Here is an 18,426-nt window from a genome sequence, read left to right on the forward strand (position 1 = left end):
CAAGCGATGAAACTGTGAGCTAAATAGCTCAAACCGCTGCAAAGACAGCGGTTTGTTTCAAATGCTTGCAAGGTTAGATACCAGCGCCGTGACCAGATTCCGCTTGCGACGCTTCTTTCTCTTCGATGACCGCTTCTTCTTGCTGTTGTGCTTTCTCTATGCTCAACCACCATACGAATAGCTCATACCAAATCGCTAGGATAACGGCACCTAAGAACAGACCAACGATGCCGTAGAAGAGCATGCCGCCAATGGCACCAAGAAGAATCACAGGCATCGGTACATCAACACCGCGTCCCATTAGCATCGGTTTGAACAGGTTCTCTGACAATGCCGCAACCACAACCCACACAGTGAACATAGTCGCAGTGCTGGTGTCTTGGGTCATGTACATGTAGCCAATTACAGGCAGTACGGCAAGCAGTGCGGGAAGCTGTGCGATACACAGGATCATCAGAATAAGTGTGAGTAGACCTGCAGCAGGTACGCCGAAGATGAAGAAACCTGCACCAATCAATAGTGCTTGAATCGCAGCGACACCAACCACGCCAAGCAACACACTCTTAATGGTTGCGGCGATAAGTGTTGTCCAGCTCTTGGCGTTGTCGCCAGCGGTGCGAACGGCAATGGTGCTAAGACCTGATGCCAAGGACTCTGAGTAAGTCATAAAGCCAGCAGCAATCGCAAGCGATAGGATAGAAAGAAGCAGACTACCCAAAGCACCGCCTACCATGCCAAGTAGAGACGTTAAGCCTGACTTGATTTGTGGCATAAAGGTTTGAATTGCTTTCTCTAAGTTTGTCGCGAACAGCGTCCAAACTTCGTAAAGCTTGTCACCGACAAGTGGCCAATCAGCAACAGAAGGTTTTGGACCAGGGATTTTGATGTCGCCATTTTGCAATACTTCTAGTGCGTGCGTTGCGCCATCAACAATGGAGCCTGATACCATCACTAGAGGCGTGACCAGTAGGGCGATACCCAACAACGCAATTGTCGTTGCCGCGAGACCTCGTTTACCACCGTACACTCTTTCTAGTTTTTTACAGATTGGCATCAATGCAACCGCGATGATCGCACCCCAAATCACAGGAAGAATGAAAGGTTTGATAATGTCATACGTAAACATCAGCAAGACTAAGATCAAGCCGATACGTATCGCAGATTCCACCATATTACTGATGAAAATCTTACTCTCTGTTTTTTCCGATTGTTTATCCATTTTTGTTTACCTGATGTTCAATGTTGGAACTGACGAGACTTGAAACAACAATCGCCATATAAAACACGCCTACAATGGCCTCTAAATACACAACGACTTGTGCCAATGGTGTTAGAGGGCTGATGTCGCCGTAACCTAACGTGGTTAAGGTGACGAAACTGAAATACGCTGCATTAGAGAAGTTCTGACCCCAAGAGATGGCTTCCATCCCGGTGAATGAGTTTGGAGAGAACTCAAGAAGGATGAGATAGGCAATTGCCCACATCAGTCCCAGCAGCAAAAATAGGGCAACCGAACCAATGACTTTGTTGGTGTTCACATGCCCAGTGAACAGAATCTGTCTTGCGATGGATTTGAATGTCCCGAAGAAGAAGGCGAAGGTGAGGGCGAGCATCACCACGTCCATTTCTTTGATACCGAGAGCGGCTTTAATACCAATCACCAATACCCAAGTACCGAGCAAGGTGTAAAGAAAACGTGACCAGTTTTTGTCAAAGCGTAAGCTCGCCATACAGACGATAAAAGTGATGATGGTGAACCCTTGTAACAGGTGTTCCATCGCTCCTTCTCCTACAACCTGTACAAACGCACCGCCAATTAAGAGCCCGATTAACGCTAGGGTCAGATAGAAGAAGTTGTTTTCTTCATTGATGTTTTTGAGTTTTTTTCCGATAGCCATGGTTATGTCTGTTTAACTCCTATTCTTGCTCTTGTGATGAGTCCTTCATCACCATGATGGAAGCAGAAAGACCAAAGCGTAGGTCGACGCCTTCTGGTAATTCATGTAATGACACGCGAACGGGAATGCGTTGGGCTAAGCGAATCCACTGAAATACAGGGTTCACATTAGGGAGAAGGTTGTAGCCAACGGTGCCGTCTTTAGGGGCGATACCCCAACCGATGGAGTCCACCGTAGCGTCGATAGGTGTGTCTGGGTGAGACATCAAGGTGACACGAGCTTCATTGCCCGGAGCAATTTGAGCCAATTGGTTTTCGCGGAAGAAGCCAAAGACCCAGAAGCTGTTTTTGTCGATAAGTGCCACTAACGGTTGGTTTGCAACCGCCTGTGTACCGTCACGGATATCTAGGTTTGATACAAAGCCATCAACCGATGCGTACACTTTGGTGTAACCAAGGTTCAGGCGCGCAGACTTAAGCTGCTCTTCTGCTGATTTGATTTGCAGTAACGATTCTTCGTAGGTGATTTCACGACGAATGAGATCTTTGTGAGAAACTGCGCCTCGGTCTTTGGCTCGGATGTCTTTTAAACGATCGTATTCGATCTTTTTACCGCGTGAACTGACGATGGCTTTCTCTAACGCCACTTCTGCTTGTGATAGGGCAACGTCGTAAGTGGTTGGATCGATCTCAAACAGCAGATCGCCTTTCTTCACTTCTTGGTTGTCCATCACGGCAACATGAACGATAGGACCAGATACACGAGGTGCAACCTTGATAACGTTCGCACGTACCTGACCATCGCGGGTCCATGGGTTATTAAAATACTCTTCGAACTTCTGATAGCCGAACCACGCCGCGCCACCAAGAATGACAAGATTGAGTGCAATAACGAGTAGTTTTTTCATCTTGTTGGGCACCTAAAACTGTATATAAAAACTGTCGATGGCCACCACGTAAAACACCATGATGGCAATGAATGTCAGAGACGGAAATGCAATGAAGCGTGACAAGCGTGTCTTGTTCAAGATGATCACCGTTATCCATGTGGCAGTGACGGCAAGAATCAGCACCAGTAACAAAGGAGAAAAGTAAACGTCACCCCAAGAGAGTTCGTGTGGCATTACTGCACCTCCCCATCTTGCTCGGAACTATTTTTCTGGGTACTTAGTTGCTCGGCACTGTCTGCTTGCGCTTTGTCTGAAGGTGGCTCGATGCGAATTGGTGGCAGAACACGTTCTTCTTCGTCCAGCAAACCATCCCAATCGCTGCGGTCTTGCATCTGTTTGGCGACGGTTTCAGATAAAAATGGCTTACCTGTATGGGCCTCCCATCCACCGCCGAGCGCTTTGTAAAGTGCCACAACTTGGTTTGCGACGTTACCTTTGATGGTGGCGTAGCTGTCTTCTGCGCGAGTCATCTTCTCTACTGAATTCAGTAGACGCTCAAAGGAAATCTGACCGTTTTCGTACTGCGTCATCGATATATTGAACGCGCGAATCGACGAATTAACCGATTGCAGACGCAGCGATTTTTGCTCCAAATACAAGTCATAAGCTTCCAGTGCATTAGTCACTTCATTAACCGCTTGCAGCACCTTCTTGTTGTAGTTGGTCAGCGTTTCTTGAAACTTCGCATCTTCAAATCGAATGTTGTTTTTCACTCGTCCGTATTGGAAGATATTCCAACTGAACGTTGGACCTACCACCATGGTTAACGAGTCACTGAAACTGAAGCTGCTGCCATCTGGAACCGTGCTATCGATACCTATAGAGCCGAACAGAGAGAAGCTTGGGTACAAGGCTGTTTCGGCAACGCCAATCTGAGCACTCTGAGCACGAGCTTGCATCTCTGATACTTGAAGATCAGGTCGGCGCATCACCAAATTTGCATCCACTTTGTTATCCAGTAGAGGTGGGCGAGGTACGATGGAACGTTCGTCGCTGCCTGATAGTGCGGGTTTTCTGCCTGAGGATTTAAACTGGTTTTCGTAATCCGCCATCCGCTGAGCAAAGCCATCAGATTGCAACAGCTTTTCAACGTCTTCTGGCAGCACACCCAACAGCAATGCTAATGCAGTGCGCGACTGCTTCATTGCAATTTCAAGCGAAGGTTGCGCCGCTTTAGTATTGAAGAGCTGGTTTTTCGCTTGCTGAACGTCGAGCTCGGTTACATTACCCGAATCAAATTGCACCTGAGTAATATTCACTACGCGCTCTTGGATCTCGATGTTTCGACGAGAGAGTAAAATACGCTCTTGGAACGTGCGGTAGTTGATGTAATTGCGTGCCACTTCCGCAGTGATGGTCACCATGATGTCGTGGTAAGACGCAATCGACGCATAGTAGCCAGCTTCAGCAGATTCAATGCCACGCGCGTATTTGCCCCAGATGTCCATTTCCCACCCTGCATCAAATGACAGCGCGGCGTTATTTACACCTTGGTCGTTCACATAAGCTCTGGCTAAGTTACCGGAGACAGTTTGCACTTGTGGGTATTGCAATCCTGTGGAGATGCCCAATAGCGAACGTGCTTGGACTATGCGCAAACCCGCCGCCTCAAGATCGAGGTTTTGTTGGCTCGCCATCTCAACCAGTTGGTTCAGTGTTGGATCGTTGAACTGCTGCCACCACTGCTGCAGTTTTTGCTCGGATTGCTGTGTGTCTTGCGCCGCTTTTTCTAATGACCAATCACTTGGCAAGGCGGTTTGCTCTGGATGGACGTAGTCCGGACCCAAAGTCGTACACGCACTCAATCCGAGTACAGAGAGTATGGCGAGGCTAGGTTTAGTTAGTTTTAGAAGCATCATATCCTCACCTTTAAAACCGCTTCTGACGTAAGTTCACCCAATCGATATCCTCGTAGGTTTGCTTGCATTGGTTGATCGCTTCGAACACGTTCCGTTTTAAATTCAGCAAGATATAAAAACCGGCAATCTCTGAATAAGCGTAGTCAGATAAATCCAACTCACTAAAGAATTCTTCCAGTTTATTTTCAAAGGATTGGTAATCTTGGCTGTATTGTTCGAACACAGAATTGAGCTCGTCGGTCGTCTGATGGCTTGCTAGTGCGCCAGCCATCAGAGGTAATATGGAATCGGTATGCTTGCTGCGTAACTGTTTGATAAGTCGGTTACTTAACAGCTTTTGTTCGGCAGCAATCAAAATGTTGACGTGGTTACTTAGGGCATTGCATGACTTGCTGAATGCGCCGATGGCCTCTGGCGGCGTTTTATCAAATAACTTGTGGTTGATCTTTGAGCCCCAAACCATCAGTTTTTTGGAAGAGACGTTTAGTGTCACCAAATGCAAAGAACGTTTCAGCTTTTTAAAAGAGGACTCAGATTGTTGGTGATAGCTAGCAAATAGGTCACCAACATGCCTGAAATACCGCTCTTTCAGCGTTAAGAACAAATGCTCTGGACGTGAACTGAAAGGGAAGTAATGAGCGAAAATGATCATGAACACCACCATGTAGAACAAGGTCATGATCGTCATTAGGATGCCAAAGTGATAGGTCATATTGTTGTCGAGCCCGAGCACGAACAAGCCAATCATATAGAAGATGGTCACCGGTCCTTTGAATAGATAGAAACCGATAAAGGTATAGATAAAGATGAACAAGCCCAGTTCGGCACCTAACTCTAAACCCGGCAAAATAAAGACGTACGAAGGCACTGCAAATAGGAAGCCAAACGTAAACAAAATCAGCAACATGAATGGGTGAACAGGTACAAACGACAGCAGTGACATAAAGATGGTTGAGAAGGTAACAAACGAGTAGCCACCTGGCGGGTTGAAATAAATCCAAATTAACCCTGCCACCCAGTAGGTGGTGAAGGTTTTCACTGCGGTTTTGAAGTTCTCAGCATCCCACCAAAGGAACTTACTCTTCTGCTTCGGCAATTCTTGCTTAAACGACACATTGTTGGTCACAGAATCAATACAGCTAATGCTCTCAGCTAAGCGAGACAAGCTTTGGTGCATGAGTTTAAGTAAGTGACCAAGTGTGAGTGCTGAGCCTTTCACAAGGTGAGACACGTCTGCCAGCGCCGCTTGGTTGTATTCGATGTTTAATTCTTGAGCTCGGTAAGCCGCTCCCTCGTTGGCCCACATCTCTTGACTGATCTTGAACAGTTGTTGGATTTCTTGAGTTGCTTGATCAAAGTTGTTGATACAGCTTCGGTCTTGCTGGTGGCTAAAGTGACTATGTGCAGCCACGCTAAGCTCTTGAGTGATTTGCTTATTGAAGTGGACCGCGAGTTGCCACTCTTTCATATAGGCCGAGACATCACTGCACTCGACACTGACGGTTGCAAAGCGTTGTTCTAGCGCGTTTTGTGCGGCGAATACTTTTTCTAACAACTCATCGATGGTTGGTGACGGTGCTTCATCGTTTTCAGTCGCTTCCACATTGGTGACCACATCCTGTTGTAGCGCTGTTTTTTGTTCGAAGTTTTGCAAAATGGCATTAAACAACGTTTGTTGAGCTTGATTCAGTTGCTCAATGAGTTGACGCAGATTTTGCTCTGTTTTGGTCGGCCATAGGAATGTGCCCACCAAGGTGTAAAGCACTACACCAAAGATCGTCATGTACGCGCGATCAACGCCATACATGAATGCGCCTTCTGCATCTCCACCATTCGACATCATTAAGACCATTACGCCAGTTAAGGCAAGTAAGGTTGGGTCTTTTTGGTACGCGTTGCGGAAATAGAAAATAAAGGAAACAACGACAGAAACGCTGAGCATATACAGCAAGCGATCTTGGGCAAACATACCGACGAGCAACAAACCGATTACCGCACCTACCAAAGTACCCAGCACACGCAATGTGCCTTTGGCGAGAGACTCACGTCGACTACCGGTAGAAGCGATTAACATGACTGTCGTAGCCGCGGTAGATGCTTGCGGCCAACCCATTGCAAACGGGATCAGATAAGCCAGAGTTAGGCTAAGCGCTACTTTTGTGGCGAATTTGATTTTCTCGTTCATAGTGTCAACGTTAGCTCAGGCTTATGCTTGTAAGTGGATGAATTTATTCAATCAATAATCAGAATTTCGTTCTGAAAAAATTGCGGACGCGGAATATAGCGATTGAAATGAAGAGGTTTGTAAATCCTTTGTCAAAACCCAATCGGACTGAAAAGCCTAAATCGTTCTTCGAGCCCCGTTGCTCATAGCGTGGGAGGAAAAACGACCAAGAAAACATTTAACTAGAAAGTCTCATTACTGATACAGTTTTGCAGGAATTATCAAACCAAATTTCTATTCAAGGCTCATCGCCAGCATGTTAGGTCTTGCTCACTTCCAAATTATTGTGAAAACAAGTGCCTAACAAAAAGCATAGATGATGAGGAATAAGTTGAGAGGGAAGTTTTTGTTTTTTACTGGCTTGTAGATGTGGTTTTGGATTTTTGGGAGCGAGATAAAAAGACCAATGCAATGCCGCCAAGAATGATAGCACTGGTTATTAACGAATGTAGGGTCAGGGCTTCACCTAACAATATGCTACCTAAAATCAGAGCGATGGCAGGAACAGAAAGCTGGCTAACCGCTGCTTGTAACAGAGATAACTTTTGCATTACCTGATACCAAAGTACATAACCAAAACCTGAGGCGATGGCACCCGATGCAATGGCTAATAATGTACCTTTTAAGGTTACTTGAATTGAATCTAACAACAGTGGGGAAAGTAGGAGTCCTAAGATGGAAGCGGTAATGAACCCCCAAGTAATCCCACTGCTCGGAGTTGGGGTGTGTTTACCTAGAGCGGTGAAGCCTGCCCAGCAAACACCGGAAAGTACCATCAATACAGCAGACCAGACATCTGGTCGAGTTGCCGATGGCAGCATGAGCCAAGCAAACCCCGCTAACGACACCGCAATGCCTAACACTTCGAGCGATTTAAAGCGCTGCCCTTGCCACCAATAAAGGGCGAGTAAGGTCAGCTGTACAGCACCAAAAAGTAACAAGGCTCCGGTTCCAGCTGCTAGTTTTATATAGGCGAAAGAAAACAGGGCGGCATATCCAAATAAGGCTACTCCTGCAAACAGACTGAATTTGGTTGTCGGTAGCTGGCTGCGAAAGTTTCCTCTCAGAAGTAGGATGGCAACTAAGGTGACTGCACCAGAGAGTAAACGGATAAGGGTGAAGCTGCCCGCGTCGATGAGACCTGCTGTTAATGCTAAGCGACACAGCAGTGAATTGGCAGCAAACGCCAACATAGCAATCGCGGTCAGTAAAAATGTCGACATTCCTTATCCTCAATCCTAAGCAAGATACGCAGTGTAGCGCCAAACATAAGAAGCTAATTAGTTGATAAAGTGATTAGTTATAGCTGAAAACGCACACTCATGGTGCATTGAGATATCGAAGTCTTGCCAAATTGAGTGAAAATAGCAATTGTTATAACATAACAATTTGGTTCGGTAATAAATACAGAATGAGGAATTCGGGTTGAATCTATTTGTTAATGATCTCACGGTTATTGATGCATCGTATTTGTGTGAAAAACGAGGCATGGTCGGCGAGAGCTGGATTCTGGATGTCGTAATGCATGGCGATCTCAATGAGATGAGCATGGTGCTGGATTTCTCGAAAGTGAAGAAGCAAATCAAACAATTGGTCGATCAATATGTTGATCACCGTTTGCTTGTTCCCGTAGATAATGACGCGGTGGAAACCACAAGTATTCAATCAGGCTATTCCCAAGTCGACCTTATGCGTGGTGAAAAGGGCATTCATCTACATTGTCCGGATGAAGCCTTTTGCTTTGTTGATGCTAAAGAAATCTCAATAGAGAGCGTGACGAAACACATTCACCATGTTCTACAAGGTCATCTACCGAGTAATGTGGCATCGATTGATGTGACCTTACGTCATGAAAAACTCGATGGCGCTTACTATCACTACACCCACGGTTTAAAAAAACACGATGGTAATTGTCAGCGTATCGCACACGGACATCGTTCACCGATCCAAATCCTAGTGGATGGGCAGCGTGATATCGAACGCGAGCACGCTTTTGCACAGCGTTGGCAAGATATCTATCTCGCCTCCATCGAAGACTTAGTTGAAGTTGAGCATTTAGAGTTGAGTGAACACGCTAATGGCAGCAGTAGCGATACCCACTTTGGCTTTCGTTACACCACGTCTCAAGGGGACTTCCAGTTAGCGATTGCACACAGTGAAACCGAAGTGCTGAACACGGATACAACGGTGGAACTGCTTGCCGTATTTATCGCTAATGAAATTGCTCCTTCATTAAATGAGGGGCAGTCACTGCAAATTATCGCCTATGAAGGTGTGGGAAAAGGAGCGATGGCGTTTCGCTAAGAGGGCGCTGCTCAATCTCAATTAAAACTCACTTTTACTCAATATTTGGAATATCACTTTTATGGACAAACTTAATCGTGTTCTGCTCGTGGCAGGTACGCATGGTAACGAGCTTTCTGGCATTTATCTTCAAAAGCTCATCAAAGATCGCCTCTATGTTGCCGACCGTTCGACGTTCAATACTCAGTGTGTGCTTGGCAACCCTGAAGCGGTAAAGCAAAACGTTCGTTATGTGGAGACCGATCTCAACCGTGAATTTGCCTTGGCGAATCAATCATCGCCTGCGACTCAGCAAGAAACTGAAATCGCGCAGCAATTCACGCAAGTACATGCTCACCAAGAGAATCAATTGATCATCGATCTGCACAACACCACCAGTAACATGGGTGCGACCTTGATTTTGGTTTCTAATGACGTGTTCTATCGCAAGATGGGGGCGTATGTGAAGCAACGCATGCCAGAAGCCAACATCTTGTTTGAAGACAGAAAAGCGTGGGATGACCAACCTTATTTGTGCACCACCGGGCAGCATGGTGTGATGATCGAAGTTGGAGCTCAAGCACATGGTTCACTGAAGTACGACACTCTAGAGCTAATGAAGAAGATGCTGACCATGGTGCTCGATTACCTTGAACAGCATAACCTTGGTCGAGTTGGTGAGTTGAATGACTACGACGCGTATTTTTACACCGAAGAAGTCATGATCCCTGTCGACCACGATGGTATGCGTGTCGCGACAGTACATCCTATGATCTGTGGACGAGATTTCGAGGTAGTCAAACCGGGCGAACCACTACTCGCGACCTTCTTTGGTTACGATATTTTCTGGGAAGGCAAACAGGATATCTATCCGCATTTCATCAACGAGAGTGCGTACAGCAAAGCCAATATCGCTATGGCACTTGCTGAGAAAAAATGCGTTCGCACGAGTGATTGAAACCGAGCTTAGCTTGAATGTTCGCCCTCAATTCTGAACTGTTTATAGTGTTCTTCGAATCGGTCGCTTATCCAGTCCATAAGCATTTTGACTCTTGGTAGTTGATATTTGACTGGCGGACAGACGAGCGAAAGTAAGGTTTTTTCTGACCATTCCGGGAGTACTTCGATAAGTCTCCCTGATGCCAAATCAGCATGGCAGTACACATCGGTTAGTCGCGTTACCCCTAGTCCAGAAACCGCCGCATGCCGCATGGTCCTGCCAGTAGCCGCTTTAATACCTTGCCCTACGTTGATAATGCGCTGCTCTTTATGATTCTTCATGATCCAATGATCAACACTGCCATGAATCAAAGGCAAGGCTTTAAGATCTTCTGGGACGAGGATGTTCGGGTGTCGTTCCAGAAAATCTGGACTTGCGACATAGTGCGTGCGAAGTGTGGTGATTCGGCGCGCGATGAGAGTGGAGTCTGGCATTTCGCCGACACGGAGGACTAAGTCGTAGCTATCTTCAATGAGATCAACGCGATGTTTTGAGAAATCGAGCTCTACTTCTACGTTCGGGTAGGCGGATTGAAAACTCATCACCAATGGGGCAATGAGCTCTTCGCCAATCGGACCTCCGACAGAATTCATTTGGATCCGACCCTTAATTTCGCTGGTGGTTTGCTGTGCCCACTCTGCGGCGGCATCCAGTTGTAGCATTGCTTCTTTGCACTTGCGAAAGTAGCCATCGCCAATTTCAGTAAGGCGAAGCTGACGTGTGGTTCTATAAAGCAATTGAACACCCAGCGAGGACTCTAATTCACTCACGAGCTGACTCACGTTTGCCTTTGATGCGCCCATCGCTTCGGCTGCGGAGGTAAAGCTTCCACATTCCGCCACATAAATAAACGCTCGAATACCTCGCCAAGATAGATTGTTCATGTAAACCTAACAGTGTTTTCATAATGCTCATATATATCTGAATAATAGCGCTCCTTATACTGGTTTAAAAGAGAGGAGCAGAGTACAAATGTTTGTGAATGCTCGTCTCTATCGTCTAAAAAACCGTTAACCATAGAGAGTGAATCGAGTGACAGTAACAAGATATGAGGCTTCATTTTTCAGCAATGGCAACCGACTTGCAGCGGAAATTCATCGTCCATCCGTAGTGGAGAATCCTTTACCCGCGGTTTTGATTGCAGCGCCACAGGCGGGTGTGAAAGAGCAGACGGTAAGAATCTACGCCGAGAAAATTGCTGCCAAGGGATTTGTGGTATTAACGTTTGACCATGCCAGTTTTGGCGCGAGTGAAGGTGCACCAAGATTTCATGAGAACCCATACAGTAAAGCGGAAGATTGCCGCAATGGGGTCACTTATTTACGTTCTTTAACGTATGTGAACAACGAGCAAATCCATGGGTTAGGTGTTTGTTCTGGCGGCGGGTATTTAGCTCATGCCGTTGTGACAGATCGACGCGTAAAATCACTTGCGACTGTGAGTGCTTACTTTGACCACCGAGGTTTTTATCACAACGTAATTGGTCGAGAGGGTTTGTTAGATTTACTGCTTAAAGGTAATGAAGCGAGAGAACGTTATCTTGCTACTGGGCAGATTGATTTTCTGCCTCATGCACCAACTGAAGACAGTGAGGAAATGCCACGTCTGTTTAGAGAGTTCTACCAGTACTACATGACAGAGCGCGGAGCAAAAGGTTTATACGAAAGCAAGTTTTTGCCTTGGTCTTATGAGACGTTGGCTAACTTTTCTGCGTTGGATATTGCTGCAAACCTGACACCGACACCACTGCTGATGATTGTCGGTACAGAAGCGGATTCCGCATACGAAAGTGAGCAAATGTTTGATGCGGCTTCGCAGCCTAAACAATTGATTAGAATTGAAGGTGCGAATCACATTGGGCTCTATGACGAAGACGAATACGTTGATCAAGCTGTTGAGCAGATCATTGAGTTTTTTAGCTAATCACACCATTAGAAGAAAAAGGGGCGAGAATATCGCCCCTTTTGCTATTAATCGATGTCACTGGAACAACCATAAAGTGACTTAATGGTATTTCGTAACCACACCAGTTTTGGGTTGTACGCATTACGTTTGTGCCAAATCATGGTGAACGGGATCAGCAGTTTATCTTGTTGAGTTTGTTCCAATGGAATGGGTAGACACACCAAATCTGGGTGTAGCTTCTTGGTGTAACTTTCACAGTATTGCGGTGCGGTGGTCAGCATATTGTGGTGTGGCTGTGCGGCCATAAATAGAGACTGCTCAAAGCTCGACATGGTTAAGCCAATTGAGCGCTGTAAGCCCAGTTCACTCAATACTTCATCCAATGCCCATGTTTCACTCTTTTCCCAAACAATATTGATGTGTTGATAGCTCAAAAAGGTCTCAAGATTCCATTCCTGCTTCAAAGCAGGGTGATCTTTGTGCAGGTACACCATAGGTAGGTCTGAGAACAGCACTTCAAAATCGAGGAAGTAAGGGAGCAGGTCGAGTGACTCTTTCGAGCGGGGATGGCTCTCTCTTCCTGTAAAGCCGATGTCTGCTTCTCCACGCACAATCGCATCGAGTGAATCATAATCCCAATTACTGGTTTTGACTTTAGCATCCGGGTAACGCTGGTGGATTGCGATAAGAAGATCATCAAGAATCGTCAGCACTAACGGGGATTCAATTGTCAAATCAAAGCGTACGCCTTTTGGTGCTATATCGCTGCGTTTTTCCGCAATTTGGCTGCCAATTTGTAGCCATTCCGCCAGATCTTGCTCCATGCTTTGTGCTAACGGAGTCGGCGCTAATCCTTTCGGTGTTTTGACAAACAGAGGATCATCAAACCAGTCACGAAGCTTATTGAGCGATTTACTTACCGTTGACGGCGTAACGTTTAATTTCTTCGACGCTTTGGAAACACTCTGCTCTTGCAGCAGCAATTGCAGAGTGAACAATAAGTTGAGATCAAGACGGACTAGTGATTTCTTCATAGTGGCTTTCATGAGCAGGCTTAGGAATAAATAGTATTAGAGCCAAGCTGATTACGCCACCTATTGCTAAGATAAACACCAACATATTCAGCGCATTAACGCCAATCAATCCCATGAACCAGATGTAGATCGCAGAGCAACACACTTGAGCGATGCCCAGCAATGAGCTTGCTACACCTGCACGTTGAGAGAATGGGCTGAGCGCTTGACTCATGGCCACGCCAAAGCCAATCGAGAAGCCAGCGCAAATCAGCCCAAATCCGAATAAGTAAAATGGGATTCCCCATTGGTCTAGATGCGCAAAACCAATCACCATCGCAGCACTGACAAGCACGGTTTGCGACGTCAGCATCAGTGTACGTTGTTTAAAATAAGACAAAGCCAATGGCGCAGAAAAAGAGGTGAGCATACTGACGAGTGCCGTGCCTGCCATGACAGAAGAATAGCCACCACGATCAAAACCAAGTTCGCCCATCACCAGCATTGGAGAGACATTCACGTAGGTGAGAATGGTGGTCACGCCAATGGCAGTAATGATGAGTCGGCTAATAAAAAAGCGCTCACAGAAGGTTTCTTGGTTAGAAGCTGAAGCGGCGCTTTGTTGTGGTATTACGTTAGGTTTTGATTCTTTGAGCACCAAGGTTGAAAGCAAACAAACCACCACACCCATGCCTGCCATTGTGGTGAACAGGCTTGGCCAAGGGAATTTGAGCATAATGAGATGACCAACAACGGGGGCGATGACAGGAATGATGCAGGTAATGCCGTTGAGCATAGATAGTACCTTCGCGCGACGTTTGTCATCCAACGTGTCGCGAAGAATGGCAAAAGCAACCACATAGCAAGAGCCAGCTCCAATACCTTGGGTAAATCGAGCAATTAAAAACGCCTCGGACTGCTCAGCCATGCTACCAAGTAGTGATGCTGCAATGAAGATCGCAGCGCCAACCATAGCAACAGGTTTTCGACCAATGGAGTCGGCGATCTTTCCTGCAAACAACATAGTCGTTGCCATACCGGCAAGGTAGATAGAGAACGCAATGTGTAACTGTGATTCACTGGCGTTTAAATCCGCGGCAATTTGAGGCAAACCTACAAGGTAAAGATCAATCGCGGTAGGATAGAGTAATACAAGGGAAAAACTACAAAGCAAAAAACGGAACATGGCAACCTCACTAACAATTGGTGAGGATCATAATGTGTGAAACGTTTGCCAGCGAGTGGGAATTGCGACCGTAGGTATTTCCATTTACGACATACCCTGTATAAATCGAACGTAAATTCAACAAGGATGACCATGATTACTATTGAAAAGTATACGCCATGTCGACACGCGCAAACCATTGAGCTGCAAGTCTTGGAAGATCAAGCTCAGTTTACGGTTGAGAATATTGGTCAGCGATTGGAAAGTCTTAAACCGACAGAGCTGCCTCATTTGATCCTTGAAGATGATCGTGTGGTCGGGTTCTTTTTATTTGATGCTGCGTACAGTGAAGATTATGACTTTTGCCCTCAAAGAAGTTTAGGTGTTCGCTCATTACTGGTGGATCGTCGCCATCAAGGCAAAGGTATTGCGAAGCAAGCCATTGGTTTGTTTAGGGACTTTGTTAAGTTGCACTATCCAACATTTGAATTTCTCTACCTAACGGTTAATTGTCGAAACGTCCCCGCCTATCAGTGTTACCTAAAGGCGGGTTTTGAAGATACTAATGAGCTTTATCATGGTGGACCAGTTGGACCTCAGCACATCATGCGACAGGAATTGTAATGAAGAACAAAGCAATAGATTGTACCTACTAAAATTTTGCAATAAATTTGATGCAACTGAATGAATAACCACGAACTCTCAAGGACGATATGTGAAAATTGAAGTCGACAATTTAGAAAGAACAGCCGTAATCGCATTACTAGAAGAACATCTACAAGACATGTATGCCACATCGCCGCCAGAGAGTGTGCATGCGTTAGATTTAGCTAAGCTCAAAGCGCCAGAAGTGACATTTTGGACCGGATGGAAGGATGAGCAACTGCTTGGGTGTGCAGCGATTAAAGAGCTGGATGATCAACATGCTGAGCTTAAATCCATGCGCACCACGCCAGCGGCAAGAAACCAAGGTGTGGCGTCTCAATTATTGATTCATGTAATTGAGCAAGCGAAGCAAAAAGGTTTGCAGCGCTTAAGTTTAGAAACTGGCTCGATGGAATTTTTTAAACCTGCGCGCCTGTTGTATGAAAAGCATGGCTTTGTGTATTGCGAGCCGTTTGGTGACTACGAACTCGATCCAAATAGCCAGTTTATGACCCTAGAATTGAGCTAGGGTCATTGATTGATAGTGAGTTGAAATTAGAAGTTCAAATTGAAATTGATGGTTGGCGACAAGAGGTTTGAACGTTCGTCAGCCAATCGCTTTCTCTTCTCTTTTAAGCGTTTAGCGTTGTCTTTATCTGGGTTGTTATCCAGTTGATTATCGATGATAGAAATTTCATTATCGATCTCTTGGATACGCTGTTGGCGTTGGTATTCTTGATGGCCTAACTGATAGTTTTCAATGAACTGTTTATTGCTACACACACCATAATATTCTTTACCTTCAATACCGACGGTATAGCCATTGTCTGGTGAACAGTAAAGAATCGTGCCTTTATCAAAGCCTTCTTTCCACTGTTCTCGATCTGGAGTGACACCCGCTTCACCACAGTCTTCAGCGTAGCTGTTAATGATGCTCGGATTGTTACCTTCCTGCCCATCTTTGTAGCCTACTCTATACCAGTCTGCTGTCTTACACTCATCTGGAGACATGCTGGCGCAACCAGAGAGCAAAGTGAGTACTGCTAGGGGGATTAGCGCTCTTTTCATCAGTTACTGTCCTTTAAACAAAATCGAATTGATATGGTTGAGTGTAAAATGAACACTGTTCATATCAATAGTTGAAATCATTGTATTCGCAATTGTAGTGAGTCATCAGTATCAGTGATAAGTTCAATTCGCTGAATGAATTCGAGTTTGATTAATATTGTTCACGGATTTTGCCTTTGTTGTATCAATTCGATAGCCTTTGCATCAAAGTAGACACGCAACAACGACATTAAAATAAATATAGTCAATGAGGTTTAGACATTGAGTGACCAATCAACCGTTGTCATTATCGAGGATGAATCTGCTATTGCCGACAACTTGATTCATGTATTGGAGATGGATGGCTACCACGTAGAGTGGTTTGCAACGGCAGGAGAAGGTTTCGCTTTTTTGCAGCACAATACCGCGGCTTTGCTTGTATTGGATGTTGGCTTGCCAGACGGCAACGGATTTGAGCTTTGCAAAGCTATCCGTGAGTTTTCTGATATTCCAATTATCTTTCTCACCGCAAGAAGCGATGAAATTGACCGTGTAGTGGGCTTGGAGATTGGCGCGGATGATTACGTGACTAAGCCATTTAGTCCGCGTGAAATGTTGGCGCGCATCAAGTTACGAATCAAATCCAAAGCACCGATGGTGGAACATAAACCAGAACCAACATTAACCATAGAGCAATCTCAATTTAGTCACGATTTGGTTGCGCAGAACTTTGATTATGGTGTCGGTGGACAAATGCTTGGGTTAACAGCGGTGGAATTTAAGATCCTCGATAAGCTGATTTCCGTCTCTTCCAATGTATTGAGTCGAGAGCAACTTATGATCGCGGCAGACATGGCGCCAGAGGCTGCATATGAGCGTAATATCGATACCCATATCAAAGCGATTCGCCATAAGTTGAAGCCGTTTGAGATGTCTGAACGCATCTGTACCAAACGTGGCTTTGGTTACTTTTACTGCATTAAAGGTGAATGATGAATCGTTGGCCGAAGATCCCACTTGGACTCAGACTGTTTTTTCTCTACTTCATCTTAGTCGGAATGACGGCTTACATGGTGAGCAAAACTGTCGTCCAAGAACTTAAGCCAACCGTGCGTCAAACCACCGAAGAGACGCTGGTGGATATGGCGAACTTGCTCGCGGTATTGGCAGAAGAGGACGTTGCAAACGGAAAGTTGTCTGAGAGTCGCTTCTCCAAACTATTAGCGGCTTATGGGCAGCGAGAACCTCAAGCGCGCATTTGGGAAATTGGCAAAAAAGCGATTAACCATCGAATTTACATCACCGATAAACAAGGGATTGTGATTGCGGATTCTTGGCAGCAAGACGTAGGCAAAGACTACTCGCAATGGAACGATGTTTATCTCACGTTGCGCGGTCAATACGGTGCGCGCAGTACCATCGAAGACCCGAAAGATCCGCTCTCAACCGTTATGCACGTTGCTGCGCCCATTTACCACAAAGGCGAAATCATTGGCAGCGTGACGGTGGCAAAATCCAATCGCTCAGTACAACCCTTCATCGATCTGTCTAAACGCAATGTGCTGTTTTGGATGGTGTGGATGAGTGGTTTAGTGCTATTGGCAGGGGCATTGTTTGCTTGGCGAATTCACTCGGCACTGAACAAGCTAGAAGACTACGCGACCAAAATGGGTGAGGGTGAAAAGGTCTCTAAGCCGACATTTCGTATCTTTTATGAGTACGGCACGCTAAGCGACGCATTAGAGAAAATGCGCAACCAGCTCGACGGTAAGCAGTATGTGGAAGAGTACGTACAGACGCTGACTCATGAGCTGAAAAGCCCGTTATCAGCAATTAAAGGCGCGAGTGAAATATTGCAAATGCCGTTGCCTGAAGAAAAGGTCGTGCGCTTTGCTGGCAACATTGAGCGAGAAAGCGACCGCATGCAGTCATTGATTGATAAGTTGCTCGAACTTGCTCGTCTTGAAAAGCGCCCCGAGCTAGAACAAGTCGAAGCTATCTCGCTAACACAAATGGTCAATGAAGTGGTTGAATCGGCGGATGCGCGCTTGAGTGCAAAGTCGGTGATTACCAACATCCAAATTGATGACCATCTCGCCGTGCTTGGTGATGTTTTCTTACTGAAACAAGCCGTTTTTAACCTGATGGACAATGCGTTGGATTTTGTTGATTCAGAGGGATGCATTGAATGGAAAACTGAGGTCGCGAAAGAGAAAGTGTGCCTGTCGATTTTCAATTCAGGTCCTCACATTCCTGACTACGCGATGCCTCGTTTGACGGAGCGCTTCTACTCCCTCGCTCGGGAAAATGGCGTTAAGAGTACTGGGCTTGGGCTAAATTTTGTTGAGCAAGTGACCAAGCTGCACAAAGGTAAGTTGCAAGTCGAAAACGTCGATTCTGGTGTGAAAGTGACCTTGATTTTACCAACTCCATAGAAA

The 18,426-nt window shown here is 45.8% G+C and carries 18 protein-coding genes; 7 read left to right on the forward strand and 11 right to left on the reverse strand.

What is annotated here, in order from left to right; translation table 11 throughout:
- Positions 1–73: 73 nt before the first annotated feature.
- The 7 genes from QMY49_RS20515 to QMY49_RS20545 form a co-directional block, all read right to left on the reverse strand.
- Entirely contained in the window at positions 74–1,219 is a 1,146-nt protein-coding gene (locus QMY49_RS20515) for an AI-2E family transporter (RefSeq protein ID WP_005453220.1), read from the reverse strand.
- On the reverse strand, positions 1,212–1,898 hold the full coding sequence (locus QMY49_RS20520; protein ID WP_005453218.1) for a potassium channel family protein: 687 nt from the start codon (positions 1,896–1,898) through the stop codon (positions 1,212–1,214). Before QMY49_RS20520 ends, QMY49_RS20515 begins: the two co-directional genes overlap by 8 nt.
- Before the next feature lie 19 nt (positions 1,899–1,917).
- Positions 1,918–2,805, reverse strand: a complete 888-nt coding sequence (locus tag QMY49_RS20525) for an HlyD family secretion protein (protein WP_005453216.1) — start codon at positions 2,803–2,805, stop codon at positions 1,918–1,920.
- Between the two features lie 12 nt (positions 2,806–2,817).
- Positions 2,818–3,021, reverse strand: coding sequence for a DUF1656 domain-containing protein (locus tag QMY49_RS20530; RefSeq protein ID WP_005453214.1), 204 nt, complete (start codon positions 3,019–3,021; stop codon positions 2,818–2,820).
- Positions 3,021–4,706 (reverse strand): TolC family protein, encoded by a 1,686-nt coding sequence (locus tag QMY49_RS20535; RefSeq protein WP_050940351.1) that lies wholly within the window; start codon positions 4,704–4,706, stop codon positions 3,021–3,023. Before QMY49_RS20535 ends, QMY49_RS20530 begins: the two co-directional genes overlap by 1 nt.
- Before the next feature lie 10 nt (positions 4,707–4,716).
- Positions 4,717–6,891 (reverse strand): FUSC family protein, encoded by a 2,175-nt coding sequence (locus QMY49_RS20540; protein ID WP_283316479.1) that lies wholly within the window; start codon positions 6,889–6,891, stop codon positions 4,717–4,719.
- A 392-nt stretch (positions 6,892–7,283) separates the two neighbouring features.
- Positions 7,284–8,153: a DMT family transporter gene (locus QMY49_RS20545; RefSeq protein ID WP_283316481.1), complete on the reverse strand. Its 870-nt coding sequence runs from the start codon at positions 8,151–8,153 to the stop codon at positions 7,284–7,286.
- Between the two features lie 202 nt (positions 8,154–8,355).
- Here QMY49_RS20545 and QMY49_RS20550 point away from each other — a divergent pair, with 202 nt between their 5' ends.
- Both QMY49_RS20550 and QMY49_RS20555 read left to right on the forward strand, forming a co-directional pair.
- The gene (locus QMY49_RS20550) at positions 8,356–9,234 is read left to right on the forward strand and encodes a 6-carboxytetrahydropterin synthase (RefSeq protein ID WP_005453207.1); all 879 of its coding nucleotides are present in this window, start codon (positions 8,356–8,358) and stop codon (positions 9,232–9,234) included.
- A gap of 61 nt (positions 9,235–9,295) precedes the next feature.
- The gene (locus tag QMY49_RS20555) at positions 9,296–10,171 is read left to right on the forward strand and encodes an aspartoacylase (RefSeq protein ID WP_017189664.1); all 876 of its coding nucleotides are present in this window, start codon (positions 9,296–9,298) and stop codon (positions 10,169–10,171) included.
- Between the two features lie 8 nt (positions 10,172–10,179).
- On the opposite strand, the gene QMY49_RS20560 is transcribed toward QMY49_RS20555, so the two are convergent.
- A complete protein-coding gene (locus QMY49_RS20560; protein ID WP_283316483.1) occupies positions 10,180–11,097 on the reverse strand; it encodes a LysR family transcriptional regulator in 918 nt (305 codons plus the stop codon).
- A 148-nt stretch (positions 11,098–11,245) separates the two neighbouring features.
- On the opposite strand from QMY49_RS20560, the gene QMY49_RS20565 reads away from it, so the two are divergent.
- Complete coding sequence (locus QMY49_RS20565) at positions 11,246–12,136, forward strand: alpha/beta hydrolase (RefSeq protein ID WP_283316484.1); 891 nt, start codon at positions 11,246–11,248, stop codon at positions 12,134–12,136.
- Between the two features lie 47 nt (positions 12,137–12,183).
- On the opposite strand, the gene yidZ is transcribed toward QMY49_RS20565, so the two are convergent.
- Together yidZ and QMY49_RS20575 are read right to left on the reverse strand one after the other, a co-directional pair.
- Positions 12,184–13,152: an HTH-type transcriptional regulator YidZ gene (gene yidZ / locus QMY49_RS20570; protein ID WP_283316485.1), complete on the reverse strand. Its 969-nt coding sequence runs from the start codon at positions 13,150–13,152 to the stop codon at positions 12,184–12,186.
- Positions 13,127–14,317, reverse strand: coding sequence for an MFS transporter (locus QMY49_RS20575; protein WP_009697977.1), 1,191 nt, complete (start codon positions 14,315–14,317; stop codon positions 13,127–13,129). The genes yidZ and QMY49_RS20575 overlap by 26 nt, the downstream gene beginning before the upstream one ends.
- A 132-nt stretch (positions 14,318–14,449) precedes the next feature.
- On the opposite strand from QMY49_RS20575, the gene QMY49_RS20580 reads away from it, so the two are divergent.
- Together QMY49_RS20580 and QMY49_RS20585 are read left to right on the forward strand one after the other, a co-directional pair.
- Positions 14,450–14,920, forward strand: coding sequence for a GNAT family N-acetyltransferase (locus tag QMY49_RS20580; protein WP_026138289.1), 471 nt, complete (start codon positions 14,450–14,452; stop codon positions 14,918–14,920).
- A 91-nt stretch (positions 14,921–15,011) separates the two neighbouring features.
- The gene (locus QMY49_RS20585; RefSeq protein WP_283316487.1) at positions 15,012–15,470 is read left to right on the forward strand and encodes a GNAT family N-acetyltransferase; all 459 of its coding nucleotides are present in this window, start codon (positions 15,012–15,014) and stop codon (positions 15,468–15,470) included.
- A gap of 26 nt (positions 15,471–15,496) precedes the next feature.
- Here the strand turns inward: QMY49_RS20585 and QMY49_RS20590 are convergent, their stop codons facing one another.
- A complete protein-coding gene (locus QMY49_RS20590; protein ID WP_009697974.1) occupies positions 15,497–16,009 on the reverse strand; it encodes a DUF2799 domain-containing protein in 513 nt (170 codons plus the stop codon).
- Positions 16,010–16,270: 261 nt separating this feature from the next.
- Here QMY49_RS20590 and QMY49_RS20595 point away from each other — a divergent pair, with 261 nt between their 5' ends.
- Together QMY49_RS20595 and creC are read left to right on the forward strand one after the other, a co-directional pair.
- Positions 16,271–16,981, forward strand: a complete 711-nt coding sequence (locus QMY49_RS20595) for a response regulator (protein ID WP_017189660.1) — start codon at positions 16,271–16,273, stop codon at positions 16,979–16,981.
- Positions 16,981–18,423 carry a two-component system sensor histidine kinase CreC gene (gene creC / locus QMY49_RS20600; protein ID WP_050921305.1) on the forward strand — a complete coding sequence of 481 codons (1,443 nt, stop codon included), beginning with the start codon at positions 16,981–16,983 and terminating at the stop codon, positions 18,421–18,423. The genes QMY49_RS20595 and creC overlap by 1 nt, the downstream gene beginning before the upstream one ends.
- The last annotated feature ends 3 nt before the right edge of the window (positions 18,424–18,426 follow it).

The sequence above is a fragment of the Vibrio harveyi genome (assembly GCF_030060435.1).
GTDB classification, from domain to species: Bacteria; Pseudomonadota; Gammaproteobacteria; order Enterobacterales; family Vibrionaceae; genus Vibrio; species Vibrio harveyi.